Origin of the sequence: Bradyrhizobium sp. CCBAU 53415 (genome assembly GCF_028128735.1) — a bacterium.
Taxonomy (GTDB): Bacteria; Pseudomonadota; Alphaproteobacteria; order Rhizobiales; family Xanthobacteraceae; genus Bradyrhizobium.
Map to the genome: position 1 here is coordinate 1,739,300 of NZ_LBJF01000027.1, position 15,967 is coordinate 1,755,266.

The 15,967-nt window shown below is 66.0% G+C and carries 11 protein-coding genes and 1 tRNA gene; 8 read left to right on the forward strand and 4 right to left on the reverse strand.

Going from position 1 to position 15,967, the window contains the following annotated elements; genetic code table 11:
- The first annotated feature begins 85 nt into the window (after positions 1-85).
- Positions 86-859 (forward strand): hypothetical protein, encoded by a 774-nt coding sequence (locus XH87_RS36525; protein ID WP_271590897.1) that lies wholly within the window; start codon positions 86-88, stop codon positions 857-859.
- A 296-nt stretch (positions 860-1,155) separates the two neighbouring features.
- On the opposite strand, the gene XH87_RS36530 is transcribed toward XH87_RS36525, so the two are convergent.
- Together XH87_RS36530 and XH87_RS36535 are read right to left on the reverse strand one after the other, a co-directional pair.
- Entirely contained in the window at positions 1,156-1,317 is a 162-nt protein-coding gene (locus XH87_RS36530; RefSeq protein WP_271590898.1) for a hypothetical protein, read from the reverse strand.
- Positions 1,318-2,227: 910 nt separating this feature from the next.
- Complete coding sequence (locus XH87_RS36535; RefSeq protein ID WP_271590899.1) at positions 2,228-2,434, reverse strand: DUF2171 domain-containing protein; 207 nt, start codon at positions 2,432-2,434, stop codon at positions 2,228-2,230.
- A gap of 113 nt (positions 2,435-2,547) precedes the next feature.
- Between XH87_RS36535 and XH87_RS36540 the strand changes: the two genes are divergently transcribed.
- Positions 2,548-3,822: a hypothetical protein gene (locus XH87_RS36540; RefSeq protein ID WP_271590900.1), complete on the forward strand. Its 1,275-nt coding sequence runs from the start codon at positions 2,548-2,550 to the stop codon at positions 3,820-3,822.
- Positions 3,823-3,861: 39 nt separating this feature from the next.
- Here XH87_RS36540 and XH87_RS36545 read toward each other — a convergent pair whose 3' ends face one another.
- Positions 3,862-4,080, reverse strand: coding sequence for a hypothetical protein (locus XH87_RS36545; protein WP_245333239.1), 219 nt, complete (start codon positions 4,078-4,080; stop codon positions 3,862-3,864).
- 222 nt (positions 4,081-4,302) lie between these two features.
- Positions 4,303-4,379 (reverse strand) — tRNA-Arg (locus tag XH87_RS36550).
- Positions 4,380-4,784: 405 nt separating this feature from the next.
- Here XH87_RS36550 and XH87_RS36555 point away from each other — a divergent pair.
- From XH87_RS36555 to XH87_RS36580, 6 genes are all read left to right on the forward strand, one after another.
- Positions 4,785-9,989 carry an alpha-2-macroglobulin family protein gene (locus XH87_RS36555; RefSeq protein WP_271590901.1) on the forward strand — a complete coding sequence of 1,735 codons (5,205 nt, stop codon included), beginning with the start codon at positions 4,785-4,787 and terminating at the stop codon, positions 9,987-9,989.
- Between the two features lie 11 nt (positions 9,990-10,000).
- Positions 10,001-12,190 (forward strand): penicillin-binding protein 1C, encoded by a 2,190-nt coding sequence (pbpC, locus tag XH87_RS36560; RefSeq protein ID WP_271590902.1) that lies wholly within the window; start codon positions 10,001-10,003, stop codon positions 12,188-12,190.
- A 50-nt stretch (positions 12,191-12,240) separates the two neighbouring features.
- The gene (locus tag XH87_RS36565; RefSeq protein WP_271590903.1) at positions 12,241-13,983 is read left to right on the forward strand and encodes an ArnT family glycosyltransferase; all 1,743 of its coding nucleotides are present in this window, start codon (positions 12,241-12,243) and stop codon (positions 13,981-13,983) included.
- Between the two features lies 1 nt (position 13,984).
- Complete coding sequence (locus XH87_RS36570; protein WP_271590904.1) at positions 13,985-14,827, forward strand: phosphatase PAP2 family protein; 843 nt, start codon at positions 13,985-13,987, stop codon at positions 14,825-14,827.
- 61 nt (positions 14,828-14,888) lie between these two features.
- Positions 14,889-15,626 carry a glycosyltransferase family 2 protein gene (locus XH87_RS36575; protein ID WP_271590905.1) on the forward strand — a complete coding sequence of 246 codons (738 nt, stop codon included), beginning with the start codon at positions 14,889-14,891 and terminating at the stop codon, positions 15,624-15,626.
- On the forward strand, positions 15,623-15,961 hold the full coding sequence (locus XH87_RS36580; protein ID WP_035713788.1) for a lipid-A-disaccharide synthase N-terminal domain-containing protein: 339 nt from the start codon (positions 15,623-15,625) through the stop codon (positions 15,959-15,961). Before XH87_RS36575 ends, XH87_RS36580 begins: the two co-directional genes overlap by 4 nt.
- The last annotated feature ends 6 nt before the right edge of the window (positions 15,962-15,967 follow it).

Consider the following 15,967-nt stretch of genomic DNA (forward strand, 5'->3'; position numbering starts at 1 on the left):
TCGGCCGGCATCAAGCCCAGCGCGAGGCGAATCGTCCATCGCGGCAGGCGCCACGGCAATCGAGGAAGTAGGGGGTCAAGCACGCATGAGTGCGTCCAGCCGCATGAAGATCGTCATTCCATTGGTTTCGGCCATGTCGTTGCTCGCGCTTCCGGCGCAGGCTCAGGACGCGAGGCCGCAGAAGGATGCTGGCCCGCCGCCGGCCGGCCGGGGCGCAGGGGCGCCGCCCCCGACCCATCAGAACATGCCCAAAGGTCCTCCGCCGCAGCAGGCGGTCCGGTCCGCGCAGCCCGCTGGCCAGCCCCATGCGGGTCCCGGTCCGCACGGTGCCGGCGGCCCGCCGTCGGGACGTCGCGTCGTCCGCGGTCCCGCGCCGGCGCCGGCGCGGGACTGGGGCGGACACACCTATCGCGGCAATCTCGCCTGGGAAGGCGGGCGCTGGCGGCATGAAGTCCACAACGGACGCTCTGGCTGGTGGTGGGACGTTGGTGGGGTCTGGTATTATTATCCGCAGCGGATGGCTGGCCCGCCTGCCTACATCTCCGAGGACTATATCGACGACGTGCCGGTGGCCTATGCGCCGCCTCCGGTCGCCTATGCGCCACCACCTCCGCCTCCGCCACCGGCTGACCCCGGCGCCAGCGCGCTTGGCGGTGCGATCGTCGGCGGCGTGCTGGGCGGCCTGATCTCGGGCAATGCAACAGGGGCTGCCGCCGGCGCGGTTCTCGGCGGCGCAACGGGCGCCATCGCCGGCGCCACCGCTGCATCCCAGCCCGGCTACTACTGGGCGCAGGGCACCTGCTATTATCGTTATCCGAACGGCCAATACGTACAGGCCGATCCCCGCGCGTGCTACTGAGTTTTCCCAGGTTGGATTGGAGCGCGGAGGCGGGCCCAGGCCCGCCTCTTTTTTTGGTTTGCCGGCGATTGCTTCAAATAAGCGTTGGCGCCAGCTGCCGCTTCGCGCAAGTCTCAAAAGAAAAATGTCGGGATGATTCGGGGGATGTGGGACATGCTGGAGGCGATCCAGATCAGCTTGGCGCTCTGGGCCATGATCGTTTGTGGCGGGATCAAACTCTCTCAGGCGCTGCTCTGCCTGTTCTAATCGGCGTCCGCAGCCCGGGCGCGCGGCGGGCACGCCAATCGCCTCGGATGTCAGGACACGAGCCAGCTGAAGAATGCGATCGTGGCCCAGACCAGGCTGCCGATCCAGGCCAGCATCACGACGCCGATCGTGCCGAGATACGCGATGCCGAGCAGGTCCGAGCTATGTCGTCGTTTCGGGACGATGACTTCGCTGGCTGCTTTGGGTGTCATGACCGGACATCACCCACGAGGCGTTGAAGCGCTTTTTAGCGGAGATGTCGGGGGCAGGCTGTGACGTAGTTCACAGATCGCTCTACCACGCCCCGAAAGTACCCCGCAATCATACGGATGAAATTGCCACGCGCTTGTCCAGATGGCCGGCTAGCGTCGGCCTCATGTGCACCGAGTACGATCCACAGCACGAAGCCGAGGCCGCGATGAAGCGGGCCGCGGAGGCCAAAGGGACCGATCGGCAACGGCTCATCCAGCTGGCCTTGGCATGGCATCAGCTCGCCCGCGATCCTCACGATGAGCAGACCGACTCCTCGTGTTCGGCCGGGCGCATGGCTCCGGTTGGATAGGGCGGCCGAGATGAGAAAAACCCCGTGCTCGGGGGACAAGCACAGGGTTCTTCAAAGCCGACCGGGGGTGGCAGGTCGGCACCACTCGAGTCGGATGTGCAACGCCCTGATTGCGCGTTCGTTCCGCATCGATCCGCGGCGCTGAACTCCTGCGCGGCTCGCGCGCTTGGCGCGCAGGAACATTCGTTCCACGGCAGCGTTGTGCGGCTATGACCGATCCCGAGCTACGCGCACAGTCTTTCGAGATCGCCTGGCGATATCTCGACCAGTCCGGCCTGCTCACGGGCGAGCACAAGGATTCCGCCCCGCTTCATCTTGAACCGGATCGACCGCATGATGTTGCGTGGTGAGCGACGCAGGCTGTTGCTGTCGAATGCCGCGATCGATGCCTATCGGCTGCGGCCCGTGCTCGTGAGTGCATGACCGACCTGGCTGAACCGGTCATTAACGAATCCTCGGCCCCGCAATCTGCGATCGCGATTAGTGCTTTCCGAACGAAGCGGAGTCGGATCGTGAACAAACAAAAAGCCCCCGAAGGGGCTCAGTGATTCAGCAGTGTTTCAGGCAGCTTCCGTCTTCGGTACGGCGTCGGCATTCACCGACAGCTTGACGATATCGCCTTCGACGGCACCGACATATTTCGTATCGATGTAGTGATGATGGTCCGTGCGCGTCAGCTTGATGCGATTGCCCTCGACGCGATCGACGGTGCCGACATGTGCGCCGTCCTTGCCGATGATCTTCATGTGCTCTCTGATGTCAGCCATGCTGTCCTCCTTGTGTGGATTCAACTGCGAGGACGCGCGTTCGTTGCAGCGGGCGCGTTGGACCCACGGCGTTTTCCGGACGTTGACGTCCCATCGGAACCGTCGAGAAGCGCATGGAGACCATTCGAGCCTATCTGGAGCGAAAGCACGAGGAACTCAGGCTGTTGAATGACTGCCTGAGAAGCCGGTTCGATCTGCCGTGTCCGCGTTCAGTCGACGAGGTTGTCAGGTCCAAATTCCAGATCACTGCCGCGCTGAGGGCGGAGCACGAGTTGCAGGAGTGGAAGGCGACGGAGACAGCGTGGTCGCATACGGCCGATCCCGTCAGCGGGCCGTTCGCGTTCAGTTACGACTACCAGCGGGCCGATCTCACGGTGCGCGGTCCTTTGTTCTATGAGCTCGACTGGGGCTGCACGAGCACCGCGGTCTATACCGCCTCGGGCATGGCCGCGATCTCCGCCGTGCTGCTCGCCTCCGCGCAAATCGTCGAGAAGGCCGATGTCATGGTGCTTCCAGGCTCCTATGGAGAGACGCTGGAGCTGATCCGGGGCTTCGTCCCGCATTTGCGGCTCGAGGTCTTGAACCTGCCGCTGAGCGATGCGTTTGCTCCGGCGAACTCGCCGCGAATACTTCTGTTGGATTCCTGCTCCTTCGCCGGCGCCTTCGAGGCGGCGCTGCGCTGTAACGGCTCGGGCCTCGATCTCCTGGTTTTCGACACGACATGCTTCGCCGGCAGGTCAGGCCGCATCAGGCGCGTCCTGAGATGGGCCCGGCGATACGGAATCCCGCAGGTGTTGGTGCGAAGCCACAACAAGCTCGATTCGCTCGGAGCGGAATATGGCCGGCTCGGTTCAGCCGTCTTCGTGCAAGGGAACGAGCATCACCAGCGGCGGGCAGGGGGCGTTGAGTGGGCACGTCTCGCGTCCGAAACCCGAAACGCGGTGCGGCTGCTCGGCGGCGCGGCGTTGCCGGCGCACTTCCCGCCCTTCGCAGGCAGCGCGGCGTGCTGGGCCCTCACGCAGAGGCGTGTCGCGGCAATCTTGCGCAACGGCCGCAGCGCGGCTCGATATTTTGCTGCGAAGCTTCCGTCGCTCTCGGCCGAGCTTCATTTCACCCACGGCCTGTACGTGACTCTCCGAGGAAAGCGGGCGCTCAACGAGGCGGCAGCGCGGCAGGCTGCCGAAGACATGAGCAGCGAATTGCGCGGGGAGGGATTTCCCATCCGCCACGCCGGCAGCTTCGGCTTCGATTTCGCGGCGACCGAGTGGTTTCACGATGCGACCACGGACCAGTATAGCGTCCGGGTGGCGGTCCCGGATCTTCCGACGGAGCTTTGGAATGATCTGGCCGCCGCAATTGCGCGGTGGTGGATGGCGCATCAGAGGTGAAGGGTGAATGCGCGGCATCGGCGACAGCCGCGCCCCGCATCAATCGATCGCCAGACATTGCTCCAAGGCGGGTTTCTCGTGGCCGCGACGCGCCCACTCCTGAACGGCGAAGGCAAGGTAATGCTGACCCATTGCGGCGCCGACGATCGATGCCTGCGCCACCTCGATGGGCTTTTTGACCACATTGGTATTCACGAGGCCTGCGTCGATCGCCAAGTACGACATCGCGACGATCGCCACCGCAGATGCGATCGCCATTCTCGTCCATTCGGGTTGAGGCATCGGGATCCTTTTTGGGCACACTTCGCCCGGCGGAGAGATAGGGCCGATGCGCTCGGTTGAAAGCCCTGAGCGGAGTTACCCACGCGTTCGTGAAGGGCGATGGATCGGCGACTGCGCGTCGTATGGCGCGTCAAGCAATCATACGGCAGGGGAAGCGTACGCTGATGCACGAACGAGGCTGGTGGACAAGATAAGGACTGGCGATCCCGGCAGGACTCGAACCTGCAACCCGCGGAGTAGAAATCCGCTACTCTATCCAGTTGAGCTACGGGACCGTCTTGAGCCGCCCGGCTTTGGGGGACTGGCCGTTCATCTAACATGCCAATATGAAAAATCTGGTGTTTCGCCAAGCCTGAACCGAACCGTTTTCCTCAATGCCGCGACAAAGCGGAACGGTGGGGTGTCAGGGTGCCGGGTTGAGCGGCAGCGGACTGGACGATGGATCACATCGCCGGGACCGTTGGAGAGCTTCCGGGACACCGCCGCCGGTCGACTGGTCCGGTATTGCTGCGCCATCAGGACGGCGTGCGCAGCGGTATCTTGATCGGTCTCCTCTGGGCTTGCCTTGTCATGGCGATTGCGACGATTTTATCCTTTGGTTCCATCGCCTTGAGTCCGTCACCTTTCCGCGCATTTCTTGCGACAAGCGGCGTTCGTCCGCGATTTCCGGGAGTCCAACCATGATCGGTCTTGTTCGCGCCGTCACAATCTGCGCCGCGCTGGCGCTCGGCCTTTCGGCTGCGCAGGCCGCCGACAAGGCCTTCAAGCGCGACGATCTCGCCGATTCCGCGATCAAGCTGGAGGCCCAGATCAAGAGCGAGGCAGGGCCGGTCGCCAGGACAAGTGCGATGCTGCGCACCGACGCGGATGCCGCGTTCCGCCGCAACGACTATCGCACCGGCCTCTCGGTGCTCGGCCAGATCGCGGCCACCACGCCGGACGATGCCGGAAATTGGCTACGGCTCGCCAAGGTCATCTTCCAGATCTCGCCGAAGAGCTCGAGCGAGCAGACATTCCTGCTGGAGCGCGCCTCGACCGCCGCCTACATCGCCTATCAGCGCGCCGGCAATCCGGGCGAGGAGGCGGATGCGCTCGCGGTGCTCGGCAAGTCGCTGGCCGAACGCAAGCTGTGGCGGCCGGCGCTGGATTCGCTGCGGCTGTCGCTCGACATGCGCGAGGTCGCCGACGTCCGCGGCCAATATGAGAAGCTGCGCGACGAGCACGGCTTCCGGCTGCTCGACTATACCGTGGACTCGGATTCGGCGAGCCCGCGCGCCTGCTTCCAGTTCTCGGAAGAGCTTGCCAAGCGGACCGACTTCGCGCCCTTTCTGGCGCTGGCGGGCACCGACAAGCCGGCGCTGTCGGCAGAAGGCAAGCAGCTCTGCGTCGACGGGCTGAAGCACGGCGAGCGCTACAACGTCAATCTGCGCGCCGGCCTGCCGTCGACCGTGAAGGAGGGCCTGCCGAAATCGGCCGAGTTCAACATCTATGTCCGCGACCGCAAGCCCTTCGTGCGCTTCACCAGCCGTGCCTATGTGCTGCCGAAGACCGGCCAGCGGGGCATCCCCGTCGTCAGCGTCAATACGCCCGCCGTCAACATCAACGTCTTCCGCATCGGCGATCGCAACCTGATCAACACGGTGGTCGACAGCGATTTCCAGAAGACGCTGTCGAAATACCAGCTCTCCGATCTCGGCGACGAGCGCGGCGTCAAGGTCTGGTCCGGCGAGCTTGCGACCGCGATGACGCTGAACCAGGACGTCACCACGGCATTCCCGGTGGACCAGGCGCTCGGCGAGCTGCAGCCCGGCGTCTACGTCATGACCGCCGCAGCCAAGGGCCCAGGCTCGGACGACGAGTCCCAGCTCGCGACGCAATGGTTCATCGTCTCCGACCTCGGCGTCTCCGCCTATTCCGGCAATGACGGCATCCATGTCTTCGTCAACTCGCTGGCCTCGACCGATCCGGTCGGCAAGGCGGAGGTGCGGCTGGTCGCCCGCAACAACGAGATTTTGGCCACCCGCAAGACCGACGACAGCGGTCACGTGCTGTTCGAAGCCGGGCTCGCGCGCGGCGAGGGCGGCCTGTCGCCAGCGATGCTCACCGTCACCGGCGAGAAGGCCGACTACGCCTTCCTCAGCCTGAAGGCCTCCGCCTTTGATCTGTCCGACCGCGGCGTCTCGGGGCGCGCTGTTCCGGCTGGGGCCGACGCCTTCGTCTACGCCGAGCGCGGCGTCTACCGCTCCAGCGAGACCGTCTATCTGACCGCGTTGTTGCGCGACGGGCAGGGCAATGCCGTCACCGGTGGCCCGCTGACGCTCGTCATCGAGCGTCCCGACGGCGTCGAATTCCGCCGCGCCGTGCTGCCCGACCAGGGCGCCGGCGGCCGCACGCTGGCCGTGCCCCTCAACTCGGCCGTCCCCACTGGAACGTGGCGGGTGCGCGCCTTCACCGATCCGAAGGGGGCTTCGGTCGGCGAGACCACGTTCATGGTCGAAGACTACGTCCCCGATCGGATCGAATTCGACTTGTCCGCCAACGACAAGCTGATCAAAGCTAACATTCCTGTGGAGCTTAAGGCGGACGGTCATTTCCTCTATGGCGCGCCGGCCTCGGGTCTTGCACTCGAAGGCGACATGCTGGTGGCGCCTGCGAGCGAACGTCCCGGCTTTGCCGGCTATCAATTCGGCGTCGACGACGAGGAGACCACCTCGAATGAGCGTGCGCCGCTCGAGAACCTGCCGGAGGCCGACGCCAATGGCGTTGCGACTTTCCCGGTGACGCTGGACAAGCAGCCGGCCTCGACCCGGCCGCAGGAGGCGCAGATCTTCGTCCGCATGGTCGAGACCGGCGGCCGCGCCGTCGAGCGCAAGCTCGTGCTGCCGATCGCGCCGGCGACTGCCATGATTGGCGTCAAGCCGCTGTTCGGCGACAAGAACGTCGCCGAGGGCGACAAGGCCGAGTTCGACGTCGTGTTCGTCTCGCCCGGGGGCGAGAGGTTGCGCCGCGACGGCTTGCGCTATGAGCTCCTGAAGATGGAGTCGCGCTACCAGTGGTATCGCCAGAACAATTACTGGGAGTACGAGCCGGTCAAGTCGACCTTGCGGGTCGCCGACGGGGATGTCACGATCGCTGCCGAGAAGCCGTCGCGCATCTCGCTGACGCCGCAGCCTGGCCGTTATCGGCTGGATGTGAAGTCGAACGATGCCGACGGCCCGGTGACCTCGGTGCAGTTCGACGTCGGCTGGTATTCCGACGGCAGCGCCGACACGCCGGATCTCTTGGAGACCTCGATCGACAAGCCGCAATATGCCTCCGGCGACACCATGACGGTGTCGGTCAATGTCCGCAGCGCCGGCAAGCTGACCATCAACGTGCTCGGCGACCGCCTGCTGACGACCCAGACCGTTGACGTCAAGGAAGGCACCGCGCAGGTGAAGCTCCCGGTCGGCAGGGACTGGGGCACCGGTGCTTACGTCGTGGCGACGCTGCGCCGTCCGCTCGATGCAGCTGCGCAGCGCATGCCGGGCCGCGCCATCGGCCTGAAATGGTTCGGCATCGACAAGCAGACCCGCACGCTGCAGGTGAAGCTGACGCCGCCGGCGCTGATCCGGCCGAATTCGTCGCTGAAGATCCCCGTCAAGCTCGACGGGCTCAATCCGGGCGAGGACGCCAAGATCGTCATCGCCGCGGTCGACGTCGGCATCCTCAACCTCACCAACTACAAGCCGCCGGCGCCCGACGACTACTATCTCGGCCAGCGCCGCCTGAGCGCCGAGATCCGCGATCTCTACGGCCAGCTGATCGATGGCATGTCGGGTACGCGCGGCCAGATCAAGTCCGGCGGCGACGCCGGGGCTGCCGAGCTCCAGGGCTCGCCGCCCACGCAAAAGCCGCTCGCGCTCTATTCCGGCATCGTCACGGTCGCCGCCGACGGCACCGCCGAAGTGAGCTTCGACATTCCGGAGTTCGCCGGCACCGCCCGCGTGATGGCGGTGGCGTGGACCGCCACGAAGCTCGGCCGCGCCAACACTGACGTCGTGATCCGCGATCCCGTGGTGCTGACCACGACCCTGCCGCGCTTCCTGCTCAATGGCGACCACGGCACGGTCAATCTCGAGATCGACAATGTCGAGGGCGAGGCCGGCGACTACGTCGTCAATGTGCAGACCGGCGGCCCGGTGAAGATGACCGGCAATCCCGCGACCAGGGTCAGGCTCGCGGCCAAGCAGCGCAACGCGTTCTCGCTCGCGCTCGATGCGACCGCGGCAGGGCAGGCGACGCTCGACGTCGACATCAAGGGGCCGAATGGCCTCGCGCTGGCGCGCCACTACGCGTTCGACGTCAAGGCGGCAACGCAGGTGCTGGCGCGGCGCTCGATCCGGACGCTTGCCAAGGGGGAGAGCCTGACGCTGACCTCGGACATGTTCTCCGACCTCGTGCCGGGCACGGGCAGCGTCTCGGTCTCGGCGAGCCTGTCGACCGCGCTCGATGCGGCGACGATCCTCAAGGCGCTCGATCGCTACCTCTATGGCTGCTCGGAGCAGATCACGAGCCGGGCCATGCCGCTGCTCTATGTCAACGATCTCGCTGCCGGTGCGCATCTCGCGATGGACACCGAAGTCGACCAGCGCATCCGCGACGCGATCGAACGGCTCTTGGCGCGCCAGGGCTCGAACGGCTCGTTCGGCCTGTGGTCGGCGGGCGGCGATGATGCCTGGCTCGATGCCTACGTGACGGACTTCCTCACCCGCGCCCGCGAAAAGGGCTTTGTGGTGCCGGACGTGCTGTTCAAGAACGCGCTCGACCGCATCCGAAACTCCGTGGTCAATGCCAACGAGCCCGAGAAGGACGGCGGCCGCGATCTCGCCTACGGTCTCTACGTGCTGGCACGCAATGGCGCGGCGCCGATCGGTGATCTCCGCTATCTCGCCGACACCAAGCTGAACAACCTCGCGACGCCGATCGCAAAGTCGCAGCTTGCGGCGGCGCTGGCGCTGGTCGGCGACCGCAATCGCGCCGAGCGGGTGTATGGTGCCGCGCTCGACAGCCTCGCGCCCAAGCCGGTCCTGGAGTTCGGCCGCACCGACTACGGCTCGCAGCTTCGCGATGCCGCAGCGCTCGTCTCGCTCGCCAGCGAAGGCAACGCGCCGAAGGCGACGCTGACGCAGGCAGTGTCGCGGGTCGAGACCGCGCGCGGGCTCACGCCCTACACCTCCACGCAGGAGAACGCGTGGCTGGTGCTGGCGGCGCGGGCATTGGCAAAGGAGAATCTCTCCATGGAAGTGGATGGCCAGCCGGTCAAGACTGCGCTCTACCGCAGCTACAAGGCGGACACGCTGAGCGGCAAGCCGCTGAAGATCACCAACACCGGCGATGCGCCGGTACAGGCGGTGGTCTCGGTGTCGGGCTCGCCGGTGACGCCGGAGCCGGCGGCGTCGAACGGCTTCAAGATCGAGCGCAATTACTTCACGCTTGACGGCAAGCCGGCCGATATCAGCAAGGTCAAGCAGAACCAGCGATTTGCCGTGGTGCTGAAGATCACCGAGGCGAAGCCCGAATACGGTCACATCATGGTGTCGGATTATCTGCCGGCCGGTCTCGAGATCGACAATCCCAAACTGGTCTCGTCGGGCGACAGCGGCACGCTGGACTGGATCGAGGACGGCGAGGAGCCTGAGGATACCGAATTCCGCGACGACCGCTTCACCGCAGCGGTCGACCGGGCCTCGGATTCCAAATCGGTCTTCACCGTCGCCTATGTCGTGCGCGCGGTGTCGCCCGGCAAATATGTGCTGCCGCAGGCCTATGTCGAGGACATGTACAATCCCTCGCGCTATGGTCGCACCGGCACGGGTAATGTCGAGGTGCGGGCAGCGAAGTGAGTGATAGTGGGATGAGCGAGGCGGATCATAGCTCTCGTCATTCCGGGGCGGCTCGAAGAGCCGAACCCGGAATCCCGAGGTTCCGGATCTGGTCCTTCGGACCATCCCGGAACGACGGCAATGGAGCGCGGGGCAGGGGCCATCGCCTCCTCTCAGCCCTCGCCCTCACCCTCATCCTCGCCATCTGCACCTTCGTCGGCTGGGTCTACTCGCTCGGTCCTCTCCCGCTCGACGAGGCTCGGCAAGTCTCCACCACCATCGTCGACCGCAACGGAAAGCTGCTGCGCGCCTATGCCATGGCGGATGGGCGCTGGCGGCTGCGGGTCGAGACAAAAACAAACGTCGATCCGACCTATCTGAAGCTGCTGTTCGCCTATGAGGACGAGCGCTTCTACGCCCACAACGGCCTCGACCCGCTGGCGCTGGGGCGCGCGGCGCTGCAACTCGGAACGCGCGGCCGCATCGTCTCGGGCGGCTCGACCATCACCATGCAGCTTGCGCGGCTGATGGAGCCGCGGCGCCATCGCTCGCTTCATGCGAAGCTGCGGCAGATCGTGCGCGCGATCGAGCTGGAGCGGACGCTAAGCAAGGAGCAGATCCTCGATCTCTATCTCGCGCTCGCGCCTTACGGCGGCAATCTCGAAGGCATCCGCGCGGCTTCGATCGCCTATCTCGGCAAGGAGCCGAAGCGGCTGTCGCTGGCCGAGGCCGCGCTGCTGGTGGCTCTGCCGCAATCGCCCGAGACGCGCCGGCTCGATCGCCATCCCGAGGCAGCCCGCATCGCCCGCGACCGCGTGCTCGACCGCATGGTCGGGGAGCATCAGGTCAGCGCGGAGGACGCGAAGCAGGCCAAGGCCGTTCCGATTCCGAAACTGCGCAAGCCGATGCCGATCCTGGCGCCGCATGCCTCCGACACCGCGCTTTCGACGGTCAAGGACAGGCCGGTCATCAAGCTGACCCTGGATGCGAACTTGCAGAAGGTGCTGGAGCCGCTGGCGCGCGACCGCGCCATCGCGCTGGGTGCGAACATCTCGGTCGGCATCATCGTGGTCGACAACGAGAGCGGCGACGTGCTCGCCCGCGTCGGCTCCGCCGATTATTTCGACGAGAGCCGGGCAGGGCAGGTCGACATGACCCGTGCGATCCGTTCGCCGGGCTCGACGCTGAAACCCTTCATCTACGGGCTCGCCTTCGAGGACGGTTTCGTCCATCCCGAGAGCCTGATCGAGGACCGGCCGGTTCGCTTCGGCCCCTACGCCCCGGAGAATTTCGACATGACCTTCCAGGGCACGGTGCCGGTGAAGAAGGCGCTGCAATTGTCGCTTAACGTGCCGGCCATCGTGCTGCTCGACCGCGTCGGCTCCAGCCGGTTGGCGTCGCGGCTGCGTCAGGCCGGCGGCAATCTGGTTCTGCCCAGGGACGAGGCGCCGGGGCTCGCCATGGGTCTCGGCGGGGTCGGCGTGACGCTTTGGGATCTCGCCCAGCTCTATGCGGGCTTCGCCCGCCTCGGCACCACCAAGCCGCTGCGCGAGGTCATGACGGACAAGGACGACCGCGAGCCGCTCCGTCTGCTCGATCAGGTCGCGGCCTGGCAGGTCGGCAACGTGTTGCTGGGAACGCCACCGCCGGAGAACGCCGCTCACAACCGCATCGCCTTCAAGACCGGGACCTCCTACGGCTATCGCGACGCCTGGTCGGTCGGGTTCGACGGCCGGATGACCATCGGCGTCTGGGTCGGCCGGCCCGACGGCACCCCTGTTCCCCGCCTGATCGGGCGGGTCGCTGCCGCGCCGATCCTGTTCGATGCCTTTGCCAGGACCGGCAAGACGCTCGCCCCATTGCCGAAGGCGCCCAGGGGAACCCTGGTGGCCAGCAACGCCAAGCTGCCGCTGCCGCTGAAGCGGTTCCGCCCGGCCGGGGAACTGGTGCGCACCGGCAGCGAGCAGGCGCTGCACATTCAGTTTCCCCTCAACGGCTCGCGGATCGACGTCGATCGATCGGGTGGCCGGGAGAGCGCAGCCATGCCGGTCAAAGTCGCCGGCGGCGTACTGCCCATGACAGTCATGGTTAACGGCACCGCGCTCGGCGAGATCGACGGCCGCCGTCAGCGTCTGATCGATCCGCCCGGTCCGGGCTTTGCCCGGCTCACCGTGATCGACGCGACGGGCGCCGCGGACACAGTCGTCATTCGAATTCAATGACCCTGCCTCAAGCGGTTGTGGCGATGGCGGTTTCAGCGTAAGCGGAACCAATGGCCGAGACCTACCCAAGCCCCCGTTTTGGAGCCCCCCGCGAGTCGAAATCGCCCGCAAATCCGGGCAGCGGACTGGTGCGCATGCTCGACATCGCCACGGCCAGCCATGCGCGCGCGGTCGGCTTCCTGGTGCTGTGCGCGCTGCTGCTGTTCCTGCCAGGCTTCTTCACGATCCCGCCGATCGATCGTGACGAGGCACGGTTCGCCCAGGCCACCAAGCAGATGGTCGAGAGCGGCGACTATGTCGATATCCGCTTTCAGGAGGACGTCCGCTACAAGAAGCCGGTCGGCATCTACTGGTTGCAATCGGCGACCGTCGAAGCCGCATCGATGCTCAAGCTGCCGAAGGCCGAATTGCGGATCTGGGTCTACCGGCTGCCGTCGCTGATGGGCGCAATCGGCGCCGTGCTCATGACCTACTGGGCCGCGCTCGGCTTCGTCACGCGGCGCGCCGCGGTGCTGGCGGCGCTGATGATGTGCGCCTCCGTGCTGCTCGGCGTCGAGGCGCGGCTGGCAAAGACCGATGCGATGCTGCTGTTCTGCGTCGTCGCCGCGATGGGGGCGATGGCGCGGGCCTATCTGTCCTGGCAGCGCGCCGAGGACGAGACGCATCCGCCCTGGAGCTGGCCCGCGATCTTCTGGACCGCGCTCGCCGTCGGCATCCTGATCAAGGGTCCGCTGATCCTGATGTTCGCAGGCCTGACCATCGTCGCGCTTGCGATCCAGGACCGCGACGCCTCCTGGCTGTGGAAGCTGCGCCCGCTCTGGGGGCTGATGTGGATGCTGGTGCTGGTGCTGCCCTGGTTCGTCGCGATCTTCTGGCGCGCGGGCGATGCCTTCTTCGCTGATTCCGTCGGCGGCGACATGCTGAGCAAGTTGGGGGCCCAGGAATCCCATGGCGCGCCGCCCGGACTGTACCTCGCGCTGTTCTGGATCACGTTCTGGCCGGGCGCGCCGCTCGCTGCGATGGCGGCGCCCGCGGTGTGGCGGGCGCGGCGCGAGCCGGGCGCGCAGTTCCTGCTGGCCTGGCTGATCCCGTCCTGGATCGTGTTCGAGGCGGTGCTGACCAAGCTGCCGCACTACGTGCTGCCGCTCTATCCGGCGATCGCGATCCTCACCGCAGGCGCGGTGGAGCGGCGCGTGCTGTCGCGCTCCTGGTTGATGCGCGGTTCGGCCTGGTGGTTCGCGATCCCCGCGGGCGCCTCGATCATCGCCGTCGTCGGCGCGGTGATGCTGACGCGGCAGCCGGCCTTCGTGGCCTGGCCGTTCATCGCGGCCTCGCTGATCTTCGGCCTGTTCGCCTGGTGGCTCTACGACAACAACCGGGCCGAGCGCTCGCTGCTCAACGCGCTGGTCGCAGCCCTGATGCTGGCGGTGACCGTCTACGGCATCGTGCTGCCTTCACTGACGCCGCTATTTCCGAGCATCGAGATCGCGCGCGCGCTTCGCAACGTCAGCTGCGTCGGACCGAAGGCGGCTGCGGCCGGTTATCACGAGCCGAGCCTCGTGTTCCTGGTGGGCACCCAGACCTTGCTCACCGACGGCTCCGGTGCGGCGGATTTCCTGCGGCAGGGGAGCTGCCGCTTCGCGCTGATCGAGCAGCGCTCGGAGCGCAGCTTCGTGCAGCGCGCCGAGGCGATCGGGCTGCGCTACAAGGTCGGCGCGCGCATCGACGGCTATAACTTCTCGCAAGGGCGCGCGATCTCGATCTCGATCTTCCGCTCGGAAGGCACGGAGTAGGATGTCCGTGCCCGCCGACAGCGCGCGCGCGAGCTATGCCGCGCAATTGCTCGCCGTATCGTGGCGTGCCCTGGAGCAGCTCGTGCGGTCGCCGTCGCATTCGCGCCGGGCCGAGGCTGCCCGAAAGCTGGCGCGGCATTCGTTGTGGCTGAGCGCAGCGGGCGCAGCGCTGGTCATCGTTCTGATGGTCGCGTTCGACCAGACCGAGATCCAGCTGATGCCGGCGCGCGGCACGCCCGGCCTGTGGCCGATCCGCATCCTCACCGATTTCGGCAAGGACGAGTATCTGCTGATCGTGCTGGGGGCTGCGCTGATGGCTGTGGCGTTCGTTGCTGCGGGGCTGCACGGGACTCGCCGCGCACTGCTGCTCGGCTTGGGCACGCGGCTCCAATACATGTTTCTGTCTGTTGCCGTGTCAGCGTTCGTCGGCGAGATCCTGAAATATCTCATCGGCCGCGGCCGCCCGTTCGTCGGAGGCAAGGCCAATCCGTTCAACTTTGTACCGTTCGAGGGGACGGGGGCTCATGCCAGCTTGCCGTCCGGGCATGCAGTAGCAGCGTTCGCCCTGGCATTTGCCGTGTCGGCATTGTGGCCGCGCCTCCGGGTGTTCATGTTCACTTACGCAATCGTGATCCTTTTGACGCGTCTCGTGCTGCTCGCGCATCATCCGAGCGACGTCGTGGCCGGCGCCCTGGTCGGCATGGTCGGCGCCATGGCGGTGCGCTACTGGTTCGCGGCCCGACGGCTCGGCTTTGCCATCCGCGCCGACGGCACCATCGTGCCTCTTCCGGGAGCGGCACCGGGCCGCCTCAAAAGGGTTGCCCACGGGGCATCCGCCCCATAAAAGCGGCTGCCTGCCGGACCGCCGGTTCCCGTGGCAGGCCAATTCCAACCACGAGCTTCATTTGTCGACGTCCCAGCCTTCGGTTTCCATCGTCGTTCCCGTGCGCAACGAAGCCGACAACATCGCACCGCTGATCGCGGAGATCGGTGCGGCGCTCGATGGCCGCTGGGCCTATGAGATCATCTACGTCAACGACGGCTCCACCGATGCGACCGGCGAGCGGATCGCTGCGATCATGGCGCAGCGGGACAATCTGCGCCAGCTCCGCCATGCCAGATCGGGCGGCCAATCCGCGGCCGTGCGCAGCGGTGTGCGCGCGGCGCGCGGTGTGATCGTGGCGACGCTCGACGGCGACGGCCAGAACAACCCGGCCTTCCTGCCCGACCTGATCTCGGCGGTCGAGAAGGGAGCAGGGCGCGTCGGCCTTGCCGCCGGCCAGCGCGTCGGACGCAAGGATACCGGCTTCAAGAAATTTCAGTCGCGCGTGGCGAACGGTATCCGCAACGCGATCCTGAAGGACGGCACGCGCGATACCGGCTGCGGTCTGAAGGCATTCCGCCGCGACGTTTTCCTGATGATGCCCTATTTCGACGGGCTGCATCGCTTCCTGCCGGCGCTGGTCCGCCGCGAAGGCTACGACATCGCCTATGTCGACGTGATCGACCGCCCACGTCATTCCGGCGTGTCGAACTACGGTTTCTTCGACCGGCTGTGGATCGGCATCATGGATCTCGCCGGCGTGTGGTGGCTGATCCGCCGCAAGAAGCCGACTCCTGAGGTGACCGAGGTGAACGCATGATCATTCAATACGGTCAGGCGCTGAGCAACTATCTCTACGACGTCTTCGTCGCCAAGTTCGATTTCTGGCTGGCATTCGGCCTCGTCGCGCAGCTGTTCTTCACCGCGCGCTTCCTGGTGCAATGGATCGCGAGCGAGCGCGCCGGCAACAGCGTGGTGCCGATGGCGTTCTGGTTCTGCTCGATGGGCGGCGGACTGATGACGCTGGTCTACGGCGTCGTGAAGCGCGAGCCGGTCATCATCCTCGGACAGTCGCTCGCGACCGTCATCTATGTCAGAAACATCATGTTGATCTGGAAGAACCGCGGCACTGCCTCGAAGACGCTGGACCGCTGAGAGGCA